Source organism: Priestia filamentosa (assembly GCF_900177535.1).
Lineage (GTDB): Bacteria > Bacillota > Bacilli > Bacillales > Bacillaceae_H > Bacillus_I > Bacillus_I filamentosa.
On the sequence record NZ_FXAJ01000001.1, the window covers coordinates 499,842 to 515,339 of the forward strand.

Consider the following 15,498-nt stretch of genomic DNA (forward strand, 5'->3'; position numbering starts at 1 on the left):
AATGTAAAAGAGGAGATAGTATACAACAAATTGAGGTTCTTTCAAGAAGGATGTGGATGATAATGGAGAAAACAGAAAGTATCTTAGGAAAAGATGAAAAACATCTTTGGCACGGAATGAAGCCTTATAATCCTGAAAATACAATTATTGCAAAAGAAGCAAAAGGAGTTTGGGTGACAGATGAAAGTGGCTGTCGTATGCTTGATGCAATGGCAGGTCTTTGGTGTGTGAATGTTGGATATGGACGAGAAGAACTTGCAGAAGCAGCATATGAACAGCTTAAAAAGCTTGCCTATTTTCCACTTACACAAAGTCATGAACCAAGTGTAAAGCTCGCTGAAAAAATTAGCGATATGCTTGGTGGCGAGTATGTTGTCTTTTTCTCAAACAGCGGTTCTGAAGCAAATGAAACGGCTTTTAAAATTGCTAGACAATATCACCAACAAAAAGGAGAGGGAAATCGATATAAATTTGTATCAAGATATCGAGCATATCATGGCAATACAGGAGCTGCTTTAGCTGCAACAGGTCAAGCGCAGCGCAAATTTAAATATGAACCTCTTTCTGGAGGATTCATCCATGTCCCGCCTCCAGACCTTTATCGTGGTGAAGATAAAGAAGATACAAAAGCGAACGAATTGCAAAGTGTACAGGCTATTGATAATACGATGACATGGGAGCTAAGTGAAACAATTGCAGGCGTAATTATGGAACCCATTATTACAGGTGGAGGAATTTTGATGCCTCCAAAAGAGTACTTGCAAGGAGTTAAAAATATATGTGAGCGTCACGGTGCTCTTCTTATCGTAGATGAAGTAATTTGTGGATTTGGCAGAACAGGTGAACCATTTGGTTTTATGAATTATGGAGTGAAGCCTGATATTATTACAATGGCAAAAGGAATTACAAGTGGCTACCTTCCTTTATCTGCAACGGCTGTTCGTCGCGATATTTATGAAGCGTTTGCAGGAAGCGAGGAGTACGATTACTTTAGGCATGTCAATACATTTGGAGGAAGTCCTGCAGCTTGTGCTCTTGCATTGAAAAACATCGAAATCATGGAAAATGAACATTTATTTTCTCGTTCCAAAATAAAAGGAAAAGAGCTTTTACATCTTTTACAGAATAAAGTCAAGGATCATCGCTATGTTGGAGATGTGCGAGGAAAAGGGCTTTTAATCGGAATCGAGCTTGTAGAAGATAAAGGAACTAAAAAACCGCTAGACGTTGAAAAAGTGAATAAAGTGATCTCTTTCTGTAAAGATAAAGGAATTATCATTGGAAAGAATGGAGCAACAGTAGCCGGATTTAATAATGTATTAACACTATCTCCTCCACTTTGTATTTCAGACGATGAAATAATCATTCTTGCTGAAACCGTTACAGAAGCAATTCATTCTCTTTAAAGAACTTTCAAATATAGGAACGAAGCCTGTATAATAGAATACAGGCTTTTTGTTCGTATGAAAGGAGAAAAGATTGTGGATTTATTATTTCTTGGCACAGGAGCAGGAGTTCCTGCTAAACATCGTAATGTGACGTCGCTTGCATTAAATTTATTAGGTGAGCGAGGCGTAACATGGCTGTTTGACTGTGGAGAAGCAACGCAGCATCAAGTACTACATACCTCTATTCGACCGAGAAGAATTGAGAAGATTTTTATTACGCATCTTCATGGAGATCATATATTTGGTTTGCCAGGCTTTTTAGGAAGTCGTTCGTTTCAGGGAGGAGAAACACCTCTTACAATATACGGACCAAAAGGTATTAAAGAATTTGTAGATATCTCGTTGCGAGTTAGTGAAACACATTTACGCTATCCCATTCATTTTGGTGAAGTAGAGGATGGCATTGTTTTTGAAGATGAGCAATTTGTCGTTGAAGCACGCTTGTTAGAGCATGGTGTTTCTTCTTATGGATATCGTATAATAGAAAAAGATACAAAAGGAACGCTTCTAGTTGAAAAGCTAAGAGAGTTAGGAATTAAGCCAGGTCCTGTTTACCGTGACATTAAAGAGAAGGAAGAAGTTGTACTTGAAGACGGACGTGTCTTAAAAAGCGCAGATTATATTGGTCCTTCAAAAAAAGGACGAATTGTCACAATTTTAGGGGATACACGTCCGTGTACAAATGCTCTTGAACTTGCTAAAGGTGCTGATGTACTTGTTCATGAAGCAACATTTTCAGAGGAAGATGATAGAATTGCTCACGAGTACTATCATTCAACATCGTTTGGAGCAGCAGAGACAGCGAAAAAAGCGGAAGTGAAAAAGCTAATTTTAACTCATATAAGCTCTAGATATCATAAGGAAGAAGCTCTCGTCTTATTAGAAGAAGCGAAGAAGACTTTTGAGAATACGGAAATGGCATTTGATTTCTCACAGTTTATGATAGACAATGAAGGACGTTAAAAAAGGAAAAGAGAATATCTCTTTTCCTTTTTTAATGCCTAGAAGAAATGGACGCTGCAAGGCGTTCTTCAATGTCTTTTCCCATTTCTTCTGAACGGTTTTTAGCTATTTTAATACAAGAAGAGATGCTTTCTTTAAACTGCTCTTGTTGAAGCATTTTAATGCCTGCTTCTGTTGTTCCATTTGGACTCGTAATGTCTTTTCGTAGCTGATGAGGAGTTTTATTTGAAGCTTTCACCATGCCAGCAGCACCAACAAAAGTTTGGAAAATAAGTTCTCTTGCTGTTTCTTCCGTCATTCCTTCTTGAACGGCAGCATCCTGCATTGCTTCAATCATATAATAAAAATAAGCAGGACCGCTTCCAGAGAGGCCAGTAACAAGATGCATGGCTTCTTCATCTACTGTAATGACTTTTCCAATCGCTTCAAAAAGAGCACATGCTAATCTTTCATGCTTGTCATTTGTCCAATTTCCACTTGTAATAGCTGTAGCTGATTGTCCAATTGAAGCAGAGGTGTTCGGCATTGCTCTTATAACAGGTCCTTCAAATCCAAGTAAATTTGTAATTGAATCTGTACTAACACCTGCAATGACAGAAATAACAAGATGGTCAGAAGAAAGATCTTCTTTTAATAGTGAAAGACTTTCCACAACATCTTTTGGTTTAAAAGCTAAAACAACAACACTTGCCTTTTTTAATATTTTCGTATAATCCCGACTTGTTGTAACTCCGTAAAGCCGAGAAATTTCTTGAAGTCGTTCATCATTTGAGCGATTTGTCACAATGATCTCTTTTCCACTATACATCTTTTTTTCAATCAACCCTGAAATCATTGCTTCTGCCATAGAGCCAGCTCCAATAAAAACAATTTTGCTCATAGGTAAGCCTCCTTTTTCATAAAAAAGGCCTTTCTATCACAAAAGGACAGAAAGACCTCTTAGGTATCCCTATTCATTTACCTATACCGTTTTGAAAGTCTTTTTTGACATTATCTACTGAAGCAATTGATATTGTCAATAAGGCTTGAAAAGAAAAAGGAGCAAAAAGTGACCTCAAGTCTGCAAATGTGTACAATAGATGTAATGAAAAATAAGGAGAGTAAGATACGATGGAAAATATTTATCAAATTACAGTTCCTACTCCATACCAAATTGGTGATGTTCATTTATATGTGATTGTAAACGACAGTATAACTCTTATTGATGCGGGAGTGAAGACAGAAAAAGCGTGGATTGCTTTCAAAAACCAGCTTGCATCTCTTCATTTGACAGTTGAAGATATTGACCAAGTCATTTTAACTCATCATCATCCAGATCATGTTGGCTTGCTTCACTATCTCCCTTCAGTTCCTGTTTATGGTCATCCTCATATTGAGCCATGGCTTACATATAAGAAAAGTACTGCAAAAACGTACAATTCTTACTTTGAAAAACTCTTTTTACAGCTTTCTGTTCCACACTCTTATAAGTCTCAAATCCCTCGGTTTGAAGGGCAGTTTAAATATGGAGCAGAAGCGAAACTAGCTGGTACATTATTAGAAGGAGCCTCTCCTCCCTTGTTGAAAGGATGGAAAGTTCTTCATATGCCAGGGCATGCAGGAAATCATATTGCTCTATATCATGAAGAAAAAGAAGAGCTCATTGCAGGTGATGTTTTACTAGATAAAATCGTTTCAAACCCACTCATTGAACCTCCATTTTTTGTAGGAGAACATGAGAAACCTCAGCTTGAGTACAATAATTCTTTACAAAGATTATTGTCTTTAAAGGTACAAAAAATTTATCCAGGACATGGAAAAGTGATTGAAAATGTGAGCGAACTCACAAGAGAAAGAATCATAAAGCAAAGAAAAAAAGCAGAATCTCTGCTTCCGTTTCTTGAAGAAGGAAAAACAGGGTTTGAGATTTGTCAGCATCTATTTCCACATGCATATGAGAAACAGCTTGCTCTTACGCTATCGATGACGCTTGCACAGCTTCATTATTTAGAAGAAGTAGGGTATATCCAAAAGGTAGAAAAGCAAGGAAAATGGTTTTTTAAGAAAAGTGAGGTAAAGGTATGAAAGACGCGTTAAAAAGTAGCTCTGTTATTATTACAGGAGCTTCTGGTGGTATCGGAGAACAAATGGCATACGAGGTAGCAAAAAGAGGAGGAACACCCATCCTTCTTGCACGTAGTAAAGAGAGTCTAGCAAGGATAAGTGAAAAAATAGATAATGATTTTGGAATTAAAGCACCTTATCTTGTGCTTGATGTTAGTGATCGTTCGGCAATTAAAGAAACGTTTGCTAGCATTATTGAACATCATGGACCAATTGATGTCCTTATTAATAATGCGGGATATGGGAAGTTTGAATATGCTGTTGAAGGAAGTATAGAAAACTTTGAAGGCATGTTTGAAGTGAACGTACTCGGTCTTATTGCTTGCACAAAAGCAGTTCTTCCTCAGATGATTGAACGTCAGCATGGCCATATTGTTAATATTGCTTCGCAAGCTGCTAAAATTGCAACGCCAAAATCGAGCGGATATGCCGCAACAAAACATGCTGTCCTTGGTTTTACAAACAGCTTACGGATGGAAGTAGAAGATGAAGGAATCTTTGTAACGACTGTCAATCCTGGTCCAATCAAAACAAATTTCTTTGATGTTGCAGATGAATCAGGACAATACCAGAAAAACGTAGAACGATTTATGCTTGATCCGAAAGAAGTAGCAAGCAAAACTGTTTCAGCTCTTTTTACAAAAAAGCGGGAAATTAATTTGCCCCGATGGATGAATGTTGGAAGCACATTTTATCAAGTTTTCCCACGCCTTGTCGAGAAACTTGGTGGAAATGCTTTTAAACAAAAATAGCTCTACCAAGGTTCACCATCTGCTGTTAGATAGTTATATACAGCATCATGAACAACTTCATATAAAGGCTGTGTTAAGTCTTTTAAATGCTCTCTTTCACACTTATCAATTAGCGTATTAAGATCTTCAGGAGAGATATTGCGCTCCGTTTCCATGTAATCATATTGAGCAAGTGTTGAGTGAATGAGTTTTATTATAAAGTTTCTATTCATAGAGAAATCTTACCTTCCTGATAGGAGTCTTAAAATTAGGGTAAAGTGTACTATATAGTATACTATGTTTAAAAGAGAGGGGAAATGGAAATGAATATTACATTTTCGGAACGTGCAGCAAAGGAAATCGAAAAGCTTTATCCAAACGCTGGAGAGAAAAATCTAAAATTAAAATACGATACAGAAGATACAGGATGCGTAATGTGCGGTGTTACGGTGCTTTGGTTTGTTAAAGAGCTGTCTGAGTCAGATGAAAAAATTGAAACAAACGCATGGCCAGTATATGTTGAACCATCTAAAAACGTTTTTTTAGATGATGAATTAAAAATTGATTATGTCGAATCTGCTCATTGTTTTTCATTGAAAAGTCCTGGTCAAATTTTAAATGCACGTATGAGCTTAATTGATAAAACAATAAACTAAAAAACACCTTTTGAAGGTGTTTTTTTACTGAAGCTGAAACTTAGTTAAGAAAGAGCGTATTGTTTCCTCATAGTGTTCATAGTTATCTACAAGGGAACGAGCATGAGTTCCGTGTGGAGCAATAAATAGCATCTTTTCCCCTTGTTTTTTTCGATAAAGCTCCTTCGTCATTTGAGGCAGAATGTAGGTGTCTTCTGCGCTATGAATAAATAGAACAGGTTCCTTTATTTTTTCAATCTCGTTAAGCGGTGAAATATCTGTTAAGCGATAGCCATCTCGCCATCTTAGAACAAAGTTGGCAAGTGGAATAATTGGAAATGGAGGAAGCTTAAACTCTTCTTTTAGCCGATGTACAAGCTGCTGTTTAAAGTCTGAGAACGGACAGTCAGCAATATAGAAATCAGCTCTACTTTCTTTCATAGATGCATATAAAAGTGTTGTAACGGCTCCCATTGATTCCCCATGTACACCAAGTCTAATATGTTCTCCAAATTTAGCTTTTACCATCTCAACTACGGTTTTTAAATCATGTTTTTCATAGAAACCGTAACTTGTTGTTTTTCCTCCCGATTTTCCATGTCTTCGATGATCATAAGAAATAACGTTCCAGCCTTCATTTAGAAAAAGCTTCATATACTTGAATGAAGTTAATGAATTCACCGTTACGCCATGACAAAAAATCATAAACTTGTTTTCAGGATGTGGAGCAATAATTGTTCCGTATATGTCATATCCGAATGAAGAAGGAACTGAAAAATGTTCTTTCTCTGCCTCTTCATATTCTTCGCGAGAAAAATGAGTTGAGCGTTGTTCACTTTCAAGAATCTGTTCTTCCGTTTTCTTTTTTATGTACATCACTTTATTTGTAAAAAATGCGCTAGCGCCTGCCGCGGAAGCAAGTGCGAGAGCTGCACCAATCCATCTTTTTTTCATAAGAGAAACTCCTTTAACTAGAATATAGTCCATTTTAACATAAAGTAAAAAGAGTCGTTTTCCGCTTTTTATCAGCAGTAAATTAGTAAAAAAACAAAGAATAACAAAAAAGTAAAAAAAATTTAAAAATTTTGAAGGGTTTAGGAGAAGTATGTAGAATATTTTGTTTGTGCAGCATTATACAGAATACATAAGGAGTTGTTTAGTAATGGTCCAACAAGAAGTGGTTATTGTAAGCGCAGTAAGAACAGCAATTGGTGCTTTCGGGGGGAGCTTACAAAATGTATCCGCTCCAACTTTGGGGAGTATTGTGATTAAAGAAGCGTTACAAAAAGCAGGGGTCAAAGCAGAAGATGTAGACGAAGTTATCATGGGGAACGTGCTACAGGCTGGCTTAGGGCAAAACCCAGCACGTCAAGCTGCGCTAAAGGCAGGACTTCCACAAGAAGTGGCAGCACTTACCATTAACAAAGTTTGTGGCTCAGGTTTGAAAGCAGTTCACTTAGCAACGCAGGCTATTTTTGCAGGGGATGCAGAAATCGTTGTTGCAGGTGGAATGGAAAATATGAGTCAAGCTCCATATTTATTAAAAAATGCACGTAATGGATTCAAAATGGGAGATCAAAAAGTTGTTGATAGCATGATCGCAGACGGTTTATGGTGCGCTTTCAACGATTATCATATGGGTGTTACAGCTGAGAATTTGTGCGAAAAGTATGAAATCTCTAGACAAGAGCAAGATGAATTTGCAGCAAGCAGCCAGCAAAAAGCTGAAAAAGCTATTACTTCAGGTCGTTTCAAAGACGAAATTGTGCCTGTTGAAATTCCACAGCGCAAAGGAGATCCTATCGTATTTGCAGAAGACGAGTTTCCTCGTAAAGGAACAACTGCGGAAGGTCTTGGCAAATTAAGACCAGCTTTCAAAAAAGATGGATCAGTTACAGCGGGTAATGCGTCAGGAATTAATGATGGAGCTGCAGCTCTTGTTGTAATGAGTCGCGAGAAAGCAGATGAGCTTGGTCTTCAGCCACTTGTTCGCATTAAAGCGAATGCAAGTGCAGGCGTAGATCCAAGTATTATGGGTATTGGCCCTGTTGCATCTGTCCAAAAGGTTCTAAAGAAAGCAGAACTTGATCTTGATCAATTTGATTTAATTGAAGCAAATGAAGCATTTGCGGCACAGTCAATTGCTGTTGATCGTGAGCTTTCTTTTAATAAAGAAAAGCTAAACGTAAATGGAGGGGCTATTTCACTTGGCCATCCAATTGGAGCAAGCGGTGCACGTATTCTAGTGTCCCTTATTCATGAAATGACAAAGCGTGAAGCAAACCTAGGTTTAGCAACGTTATGTATTGGCGGAGGTCAAGGCGTAGCAACGGTTGTTGAACGCGTATAAAGGTAGTGTGCTGTAGTTGCAAGAGAACTTTCTTCGTTTTATAATTTTTAAAACAGGAGGAGGGACCATCTTGAAAAAACAGCGAGAAAATGATATTCATCTTAAAGATGGATTAGGAAGCGACGTGCTCAAAAAACTGCAGGAGAAAAAGAAATCACTTCAAAAAGCTGAAGAAAAAAGGCAGGAAGAAGAGCGTGAACGTCGCCTTGAAGAAAAGCGTCAACGCGAGAAAAATAAATCCTTTGATGAGCTTTTAAATGAAAGTGACTTAAAGTGGAAAGATTTTAAATAAAAAGGAAGCTCTACAGAGCTTCCTTTTTTATATTAGCGATGACTTTCATATTGATTTGCTTTTGTTAGACGTTTGATGTCTTCAACTTCTGAATCTTTCAATGGAAGTGAACCTGCAGCTGTTGTATTTGAAAGTACTTGTTCTACAGAGCTTGCTCCTGCAATAACAGAAGCAACCGCTTTGTTGTGCAAGCAATATTGAAGGGCTGTTTGTTCAAGAGAGTGAGTTGGACGGACGTTTGCTATGTGTAGAATAGTTCTCTCAAGATCTTCGTATTTATAGTTCAAGTAGTCTTTATTATAAAACTTGCGCTGAAGCTGGTCTGTACCTCGGCTTGTAAGAAGACCTTTAGCAAGAGGGCCTCTTGCAACAATGCTAATGTTATGCTCTGCAAGTAGATCTTCTATGCTTTCTTCAGGACGACGATCTAGTATGCTGTATTGCATCATTACACTTACGATAGACGATTTTTCTACGTATTCACGAATCACATTTGGACGAATAGAGGAAATGCCGTATTCTCGAATAAGGCCCTCTTTTTTAAGTTCTTCAAAAGCTTCAATTGTTTCATCAATAGGATCTTCAATTGTCCCTCCATGAAGTTGATAAAGATCAATATAATCTGTTTGGAGACGCTGTAAGCTTTTCTTTACACTTTCTTTAATATGTGCTTTAGAAGGGTCCCATGTCCAGCCTTCTTTTCCTTTTTCAAACTTATTGCCAACTTTTGTAGCAAGAATAAGATCTTTTCGTCTTCCTTTAATTGCTTCACCAACAAGCTCTTCATTAGTCCCAAAGTCATACAAATCAGCTGTATCAAGGTAGTTAACACCTTGTTCTAACGCTCCATCAATAATAGATTTTGCTTTTTCTCTATCTTGACCAAGTGACATGCATCCAAGTCCCATTACACTAACATGCAAATCCGAACGTCCTAGTCTTCTTTTTTCCATTTCAATCCATCCCTTTCTGTCTCTTTAATATATATGTATCCGTTCACTTGATGATAAAAACACCTTCTTCCTTATTGTATCGCTATCTTTTCCATATCTGCAAGAAAGGTGAATAAAAAGGCTCGTTAACGTATGTTAACGAGCGAAAAAGAAATCTATAGCTTAGATGAAGGAATACTGTTTACCCAATCTTTAACAAGCTTAAATTCACGTTCATATTGCTTTAGTTTCTCTCTAATTTCCCATGCCTTTCCGACAAGAACGATTCCGCGATCAAGTCGATACACTTTCACCTGATTTTCCCACCTCTTTCTAATATGATAAAATTTATGAGCAAGTATCAAAAACTAGAACGAGGTGAAGCATTTTGAAACATTTACAAGAAGAGACGGTACAGTCTAAAACTATTTTTGAAGGAAGAGTCATTAGTCTTTTAGAAGAGGAAGTAAAGCTTCCTAATGGAAAGAAAAGCACACGTGAGATTGTAAAACATCCAGGAGCAGTTGCGCTTATTGCCTTTACAGATGAAAATAAACTGCTTATGGTTCGTCAATATAGAAAAGCGATGGATAAAATTCTTGTAGAGATTCCAGCTGGAAAGCTTGAAAAAGGAGAAGAGCCGCATGTAACGGCAAAACGCGAACTCGAAGAAGAAACAGGATATACAACAGACAATCTTACACATCTAATTTCTTTTTATACATCACCAGGGTTCGCAGATGAGCTTGTACATCTTTACGTTGCTGAGGATTTAAAAAAAGCAACAGAACAAGCAAGTCTTGATGAGGATGAATTTTTAGACGTGTTAGAGCTAACGCTTGAAGAAGCAATCGCCCTTATTGGAACAGGAGAAATATACGACGCTAAAACAGCATATGCTGTTCAATATCTACAGCTGAAAAGCGTACTCGGAGAGTAAAATGAAAAAGTACTATGCCGATTTACATATTCATCTTGGGCGAACAAGAGAAGGACAGCCTGTCAAGATTACAGCTTCACCTACGTTAACGCTGCAAAATGTCTTGAATCATGCAGAAAGCGAAAAAGGACTGAATTTGATCGGAATCATCGATTGTCACGTTCCAGAAGTTCTTACAGAATTAGAAGAGATGCTAGAAAGAGAGGAAATGATAGAACATAAAGAAGGAGGAGTCTATGGTAGTGGTTTGACTATTTTACTTGGGTCAGAGCTTGAAATTTATGATGAATACTGTCATGGACCAATTCACGTTCTTGCTTTTATGCCAACGGTTCAAAAGATGCGCGAATTCTCAGCATGGCTTTCTGAAAGAACGAAGAATATTACGTTAAGCACTCAGCGACTTTATGAAAAAGGGAAGGTAGTGCAAGAGAAAGTTAAGACTCTTGGAGGGTTATTTATTCCAGCTCATATTTTCACTCCGTTTAAAAGCTTGTTTGGCAAAGGAGTTCAGCGCTCGTTAACGGAAGTATTCGATCCAACTTTAATTGATGCAGTAGAACTTGGTTTGAGTTCTGATACCGGTATGGCAGATATGGTAAAAGAACTGCATCAATATCCATTTTTAACAAACTCTGATGCTCATTCTCTCGGAAAAATTGCGAGGGAGTACAATGAGTTGTTCCTTAAAGATCGAACTTTTATGGAATTTGAAAAAGCGTTGAAGAAAGTAGGAGGTCGAAAAATTGCCCATAACTATGGATTAAATCCTGCCTTAGGAAAATACCATCATACAGTTTGTGAAAAGTGTTTGCATCTCTGGGAAGAAGATGGGGAGGGAGACTGTGTATTTTGTGGCCATTCTTCCTTTATTAAGGGAGTATATGAAAGGTTGCAAGAGCTAGCTGACAGCCTGGAAAGTCCTGTGAGACCCCCGTATACACATCAAGTACCGCTACAGTTTCTACCAGGTATTGGTCCGAAAACGCTAAAAAAATTAGTAGAAGCGTTCGGAAGTGAGATGGGGATTTTACATCATGCTAGTGAAAAAGAACTTTCACAAGTTGTGAAGCCAGCCCTTGCTGATCTTATTTTAAAAGCCCGAAGCGGCGAGCTTGATCTTGTATCTGGTGGAGGAGGAAAATATGGAAGTGTGAAGAAGTAGAAAAGATTCATGAAACTCTTTCTTCTATCATATAGTCTAGTAAAGACTGTTTGAGATGATAGGAGGACACGGTAATGAATAAGCAACGTATACAGGAGTTGTTATTTTACCATATTCAAAAACATAGCTCTGTCTATTTATTTGTGACGGTTTTGTTCTTTATCGGAGTGGTGTTTGGTGCTGTTGTTGTAAATAGTTTAAATTTAGGGCAAAAAGAGGACTTGTTTTACTATTTGGATCGATTCTTTGGACAAGTTACAAAAGGAGAAGTAGCAAATTCTGCTGATATTTTAAAACAAAGCTTTTGGCATAACATAAAATACCTAGGATTTATTTGGATTCTCGGTATTTCAGTTATCGGTTTGCCTGTTGTCCTTGTTTTACTTTTTCTAAAAGGAATTGTAATTGGATTTACGGTTGGATTCTTAGTAAATCAAATGGGCTTTCACGGCTTTCTTCTTTCTTTTGTTTCCGTGTTCCCGCAAAATCTATTTCTCATTCCTCTTTTTATTGTTGTTTCAACCCTTTCGCTTTCTTTTTCATTAAAATTAATGAAACAATTTGTAAGAAGCGGAAGTGAAACAATGGTAGCGGCTTTTATGCGTTACAGTACAGTTATTCTACTCATCTTAGCCGTTGTAACAATTTCTTCAACGCTTGAAGCTTATGCATCGCCATTTTTGATGAAAACAACTCTTTCTTTTTTAGAATGATTATTATATAATAATATGTGTGTTTCCTAATTGATAATCATTTTATTTTCCTTACTGAGAAAAGTCTGTTATAATGTACAGATGAATGGCGAGGGAGGGACTAGCAAATGGAAAGTAGAATTGATCGGATAAAGCAGCAGTTGCATTCGTCAAGTTACAAACTGACCCCACAGCGTGAGGCGACTGTACGAGTTTTGCTTGAGAATGAAAAAGATCATTTAAGTGCAGAAGACGTATATCTCCTCGTCAAGGAAAAGGCTCCAGAAATTGGCCTTGCAACGGTTTATCGGACGCTAGAACTTTTAACAGAATTAAAGATTGTAGACAAAATTAACTTTGGTGATGGGGTATCAAGGTATGACCTTCGTAAAGAAGGGGCAGCTCATTTCCATCATCATCTTGTATGTATTGAATGTGGAGCAGTAGATGAGATTCAAGACGATCTTCTTGGAGACGTGGAAAAAATCGTTGAACGCGATTGGAACTTTAAAATTAAAGACCATCGTTTGACATTTCATGGTATTTGTCATCGTTGCCATAATGAGAATCACGAAAAAGAATCGAATTGAACGATATAAAAGCCTTTTCCGACGTGGGAGAGGTTTTTTTATTAGGATAAAACAACAAGCACCCTTCTTCAAAAAGGTATAAAATCTGCTCCTGTTGGCATATGTTTTAGTAGAAATCTTTTTTGGAGGATGCCAATGAAAACGTGGTGGGATGTAACAGTACAGGCTTGTAAAGTGTTTGTGCTTTTTGTTAGTTTTACGGTATTATTTTACTGTGCACTTTTATGGGTATATGAAGAATATCAAAACTATCATCGCTACGATGTTCCAGAAGGATCAGCTGTCAAAGTAGCCAACATGGTACACGAAGAAGAAAAATCATGGATAGAAAGATTAGTGATGTTTTATCATAACGGGGAGTAGAGAGTATTGAACCTTACAATTGAAGATTTTATTCACTATTTGGTTGTAGAACGAGGATTAGCTTCAAATACGATTGAATCTTATAAGCGCGATTTAGTAAAATATGATGAGTACTTAAAAAAAGTGGAGACTGTTTCTTCTTTTGAAGAAGTTACAAGAGAGCATATTATTGCGTTTATGAGATATATGATGGAGAATGGAAAATCCTCAAAAACTATTGCAAGGCATGTTGCATCTATTCGATCTTTTCATCAGTTTCTGTTGCGTGAGCATATTATGGACAAGGACCCATCTGTCCATATTGAAACCCCACAAGTGGAGAGGACTCTTCCAAAAGTGCTGTCACCAGACGAAGTAGAAGCTCTTTTGACTGCTCCTGACGAATCTACGCCGTTTGGAAAACGCGAAAAAGCAATGTTAGAGCTTTTGTACGCAACAGGAATTCGGGTTACAGAGCTTATGAATTTGAATGTAGAAGATGTTCATATGACAATGGGGTTTGTCCGGTGTATTGGAAAAGGAGACAAGGAACGAATTGTTCCGATGGGAAAAATGGCAAGTGAGGCGTTACAAAAATATATTGAAGAAAGTCGTTCAAAGCTTTTAAAAAGAAACCAAAAAGAAGAAGCTCTTTTTCTTAATCATCATGGTCGCAGGTTAACACGTCAAGGTTTTTGGAAAATTTTGAAAAAGTTAGCTCTATCTGCTCAAATTGAAAAAGAACTTACCCCACATACATTACGACATTCGTTTGCGACGCATCTCCTTGAAAATGGGGCCGATTTACGGGCAGTGCAAGAAATGCTTGGTCATGCTGATATCTCCACAACGCAGATCTATACACATGTGACAAAAAAACGATTAAAAGATGTATACAATGAATTTCATCCAAGAGCATAGAAACTAAAAAAGGCAGAATAATCACTATTCTGCCTTTTTTAGTTTCTTAAATGTAACCACTTCCAATTTGAATAGAGAAACGTTATACTGAAGAAGTCAGACCTCTTGTCTCCTTACATAAATTTCGCTTAAAACGATAGTAAAGAGGGAATGTTATAAACAAACCAGACATTTTGGAGGAGATTTTTATGTCTTATACATATAAACGTATATTTTTAGTTGTGATGGACTCTGTTGGGATTGGTGAAGCTCCAGATGCTGAGCAGTATGATGATAAAGGCGCAGACACGCTTGGCCATATTGCTGAACATCGTGGAGGACTTAACATGCCAAACATGGGTAAGCTAGGCTTAAGCAATATTCGTGAGATTAAAGGAATTCAAAAAGAGGATACCCCACTTGCTTACTATACAAAAATGCAGGAAGCTTCAACAGGAAAAGATACAATGACAGGTCATTGGGAGATCATGGGTCTTCACATTAATCAGCCGTTTCGCGTTTTTCCAGATGGATTTCCCGAAGAGCTAATTGCTGAACTTGAAGAAAAGACAGGTCGTAAAATTATCGCTAATAAACCTGCTTCAGGAACCGCTATTTTAGACGAGCTTGGTGAAGAACATATGAAGACAGGAGCGCTTATTGTTTATACTTCAGCAGATTCAGTATTACAAATCGCTGCGCATGAAGATGTTGTTCCGCTTGATGAGCTTTATAAGATTTGTGAAATTGCTCGTGAACTCACGCTTGATGAAAAATATATGGTTGGTCGTGTGATTGCTCGTCCGTTCATTGGTAGTCCTGGGAAATTTGAGCGTACTTCAAATCGCCATGACTATGCTTTAAAACCATTTGGCCGTACTGTTATGAATGAGCTTAAAGATGAAAATTTTGACGTGATTGCAATCGGTAAGATTTCCGATATTTATGATGGAGAAGGTGTAACAAAATCCCTTCGAACAACGTCTAATATGGACGGAATGGACAAATTGGTAGAGACCCTTCATATGGATTTTGAAGGGCTAAGCTTTGTAAACTTAGTAGACTTTGATGCGAAGTTTGGACATCGCCGTGATCCACAAGGCTATGGAGATGCACTTGAAGAATATGATGTCCGCCTTGCTGAAGTATTGGAAGGATTAAAAGATGATGATTTACTCATCATTACAGCAGACCATGGAAACGATCCTATTCATCATGGTACAGATCATACGAGAGAATATGTACCGCTCCTTGTATATAGCAAAGGAATGAAAAAGGGCGAGAAGCTTGATGTTCGTCAAACATTTGCAGATATTGGCGCAACAGTAGCAGATAATTTTAATATTAAGTTACCGGAACATGGAAAAAGTTTTTTAAATGAACTAAATCAAAAATAAGATAAGAGGGAGAGAGAA

At 37.5% G+C, this 15,498-nt stretch carries 19 protein-coding genes; 14 read left to right on the plus strand and 5 right to left on the minus strand.

Features of this window, described 5'->3' with window-relative positions; genetic code table 11:
• Positions 1-62 precede the first annotated feature (62 nt).
• Positions 63-1,406 (plus strand): aspartate aminotransferase family protein, encoded by a 1,344-nt coding sequence (locus B9N79_RS02665; RefSeq protein ID WP_162493191.1) that lies wholly within the window; start codon positions 63-65, stop codon positions 1,404-1,406.
• Positions 1,407-1,481: 75 nt separating this feature from the next.
• Complete coding sequence (rnz, locus tag B9N79_RS02670) at positions 1,482-2,411, plus strand: ribonuclease Z (protein WP_046217830.1); 930 nt, start codon at positions 1,482-1,484, stop codon at positions 2,409-2,411.
• Between the two features lie 31 nt (positions 2,412-2,442).
• Here the strand turns inward: rnz and proC are convergent, their stop codons facing one another.
• On the minus strand, positions 2,443-3,291 hold the full coding sequence (proC, locus tag B9N79_RS02675) for a pyrroline-5-carboxylate reductase (RefSeq protein WP_040056749.1): 849 nt from the start codon (positions 3,289-3,291) through the stop codon (positions 2,443-2,445).
• Between the two features lie 230 nt (positions 3,292-3,521).
• Here proC and B9N79_RS02680 point away from each other — a divergent pair, with 230 nt between their 5' ends.
• Together B9N79_RS02680 and B9N79_RS02685 are read left to right on the plus strand one after the other, a co-directional pair.
• Positions 3,522-4,475: an MBL fold metallo-hydrolase gene (locus B9N79_RS02680; protein WP_046217829.1), complete on the plus strand. Its 954-nt coding sequence runs from the start codon at positions 3,522-3,524 to the stop codon at positions 4,473-4,475.
• On the plus strand, positions 4,472-5,266 hold the full coding sequence (locus B9N79_RS02685) for an SDR family NAD(P)-dependent oxidoreductase (protein ID WP_040056747.1): 795 nt from the start codon (positions 4,472-4,474) through the stop codon (positions 5,264-5,266). The genes B9N79_RS02680 and B9N79_RS02685 overlap by 4 nt, the downstream gene beginning before the upstream one ends.
• Positions 5,267-5,268: 2 nt before the next feature.
• On the opposite strand, the gene B9N79_RS02690 is transcribed toward B9N79_RS02685, so the two are convergent.
• The gene (locus B9N79_RS02690; RefSeq protein WP_019391594.1) at positions 5,269-5,478 is read right to left on the minus strand and encodes a YqzH family protein; all 210 of its coding nucleotides are present in this window, start codon (positions 5,476-5,478) and stop codon (positions 5,269-5,271) included.
• 90 nt (positions 5,479-5,568) lie between these two features.
• Between B9N79_RS02690 and B9N79_RS02695 the strand changes: the two genes are divergently transcribed.
• A complete protein-coding gene (locus B9N79_RS02695; RefSeq protein WP_040056746.1) occupies positions 5,569-5,901 on the plus strand; it encodes an iron-sulfur cluster biosynthesis family protein in 333 nt (110 codons plus the stop codon).
• A 24-nt stretch (positions 5,902-5,925) separates the two neighbouring features.
• Here B9N79_RS02695 and B9N79_RS02700 read toward each other — a convergent pair whose 3' ends face one another.
• Positions 5,926-6,834: an alpha/beta hydrolase gene (locus B9N79_RS02700; protein ID WP_019391596.1), complete on the minus strand. Its 909-nt coding sequence runs from the start codon at positions 6,832-6,834 to the stop codon at positions 5,926-5,928.
• 208 nt (positions 6,835-7,042) lie between these two features.
• Here B9N79_RS02700 and B9N79_RS02705 point away from each other — a divergent pair, with 208 nt between their 5' ends.
• Entirely contained in the window at positions 7,043-8,230 is a 1,188-nt protein-coding gene (locus B9N79_RS02705) for an acetyl-CoA C-acetyltransferase (RefSeq protein ID WP_019391597.1), read from the plus strand.
• Positions 8,231-8,300: 70 nt separating this feature from the next.
• Positions 8,301-8,522: a YqkE family protein gene (locus B9N79_RS02710; protein WP_019391598.1), complete on the plus strand. Its 222-nt coding sequence runs from the start codon at positions 8,301-8,303 to the stop codon at positions 8,520-8,522.
• Between the two features lie 32 nt (positions 8,523-8,554).
• On the opposite strand, the gene B9N79_RS02715 is transcribed toward B9N79_RS02710, so the two are convergent.
• Together B9N79_RS02715 and mciZ are read right to left on the minus strand one after the other, a co-directional pair.
• A complete protein-coding gene (locus tag B9N79_RS02715) occupies positions 8,555-9,475 on the minus strand; it encodes an aldo/keto reductase (RefSeq protein ID WP_040056744.1) in 921 nt (306 codons plus the stop codon).
• 155 nt (positions 9,476-9,630) lie between these two features.
• Positions 9,631-9,768: a Z-ring formation inhibitor MciZ gene (gene mciZ / locus B9N79_RS02720; RefSeq protein WP_019391600.1), complete on the minus strand. Its 138-nt coding sequence runs from the start codon at positions 9,766-9,768 to the stop codon at positions 9,631-9,633.
• Positions 9,769-9,842: 74 nt separating this feature from the next.
• On the opposite strand from mciZ, the gene B9N79_RS02725 reads away from it, so the two are divergent.
• The 7 genes from B9N79_RS02725 (at position 9,843) to deoB (ending at position 15,480) form a co-directional block, all read left to right on the plus strand.
• Positions 9,843-10,394, plus strand: coding sequence for an NUDIX hydrolase (locus B9N79_RS02725; RefSeq protein WP_046217828.1), 552 nt, complete (start codon positions 9,843-9,845; stop codon positions 10,392-10,394).
• A 1-nt stretch (position 10,395) separates the two neighbouring features.
• A complete protein-coding gene (locus tag B9N79_RS02730) occupies positions 10,396-11,559 on the plus strand; it encodes an endonuclease Q family protein (RefSeq protein WP_040056743.1) in 1,164 nt (387 codons plus the stop codon).
• A gap of 74 nt (positions 11,560-11,633) precedes the next feature.
• On the plus strand, positions 11,634-12,272 hold the full coding sequence (gene spoIIM, locus B9N79_RS02735; protein WP_046217827.1) for a stage II sporulation protein M: 639 nt from the start codon (positions 11,634-11,636) through the stop codon (positions 12,270-12,272).
• Between the two features lie 107 nt (positions 12,273-12,379).
• Positions 12,380-12,841 carry a ferric iron uptake transcriptional regulator gene (gene fur / locus B9N79_RS02740; protein WP_019391604.1) on the plus strand — a complete coding sequence of 154 codons (462 nt, stop codon included), beginning with the start codon at positions 12,380-12,382 and terminating at the stop codon, positions 12,839-12,841.
• 135 nt (positions 12,842-12,976) lie between these two features.
• Positions 12,977-13,204 (plus strand): YqzK family protein, encoded by a 228-nt coding sequence (locus tag B9N79_RS02745; protein ID WP_019391605.1) that lies wholly within the window; start codon positions 12,977-12,979, stop codon positions 13,202-13,204.
• Between the two features lie 6 nt (positions 13,205-13,210).
• On the plus strand, positions 13,211-14,104 hold the full coding sequence (gene xerD / locus B9N79_RS02750; RefSeq protein WP_085117703.1) for a site-specific tyrosine recombinase XerD: 894 nt from the start codon (positions 13,211-13,213) through the stop codon (positions 14,102-14,104).
• A 188-nt stretch (positions 14,105-14,292) separates the two neighbouring features.
• Positions 14,293-15,480, plus strand: a complete 1,188-nt coding sequence (gene deoB / locus B9N79_RS02755) for a phosphopentomutase (RefSeq protein WP_019391607.1) — start codon at positions 14,293-14,295, stop codon at positions 15,478-15,480.
• Positions 15,481-15,498: the final 18 nt, after the last annotated feature.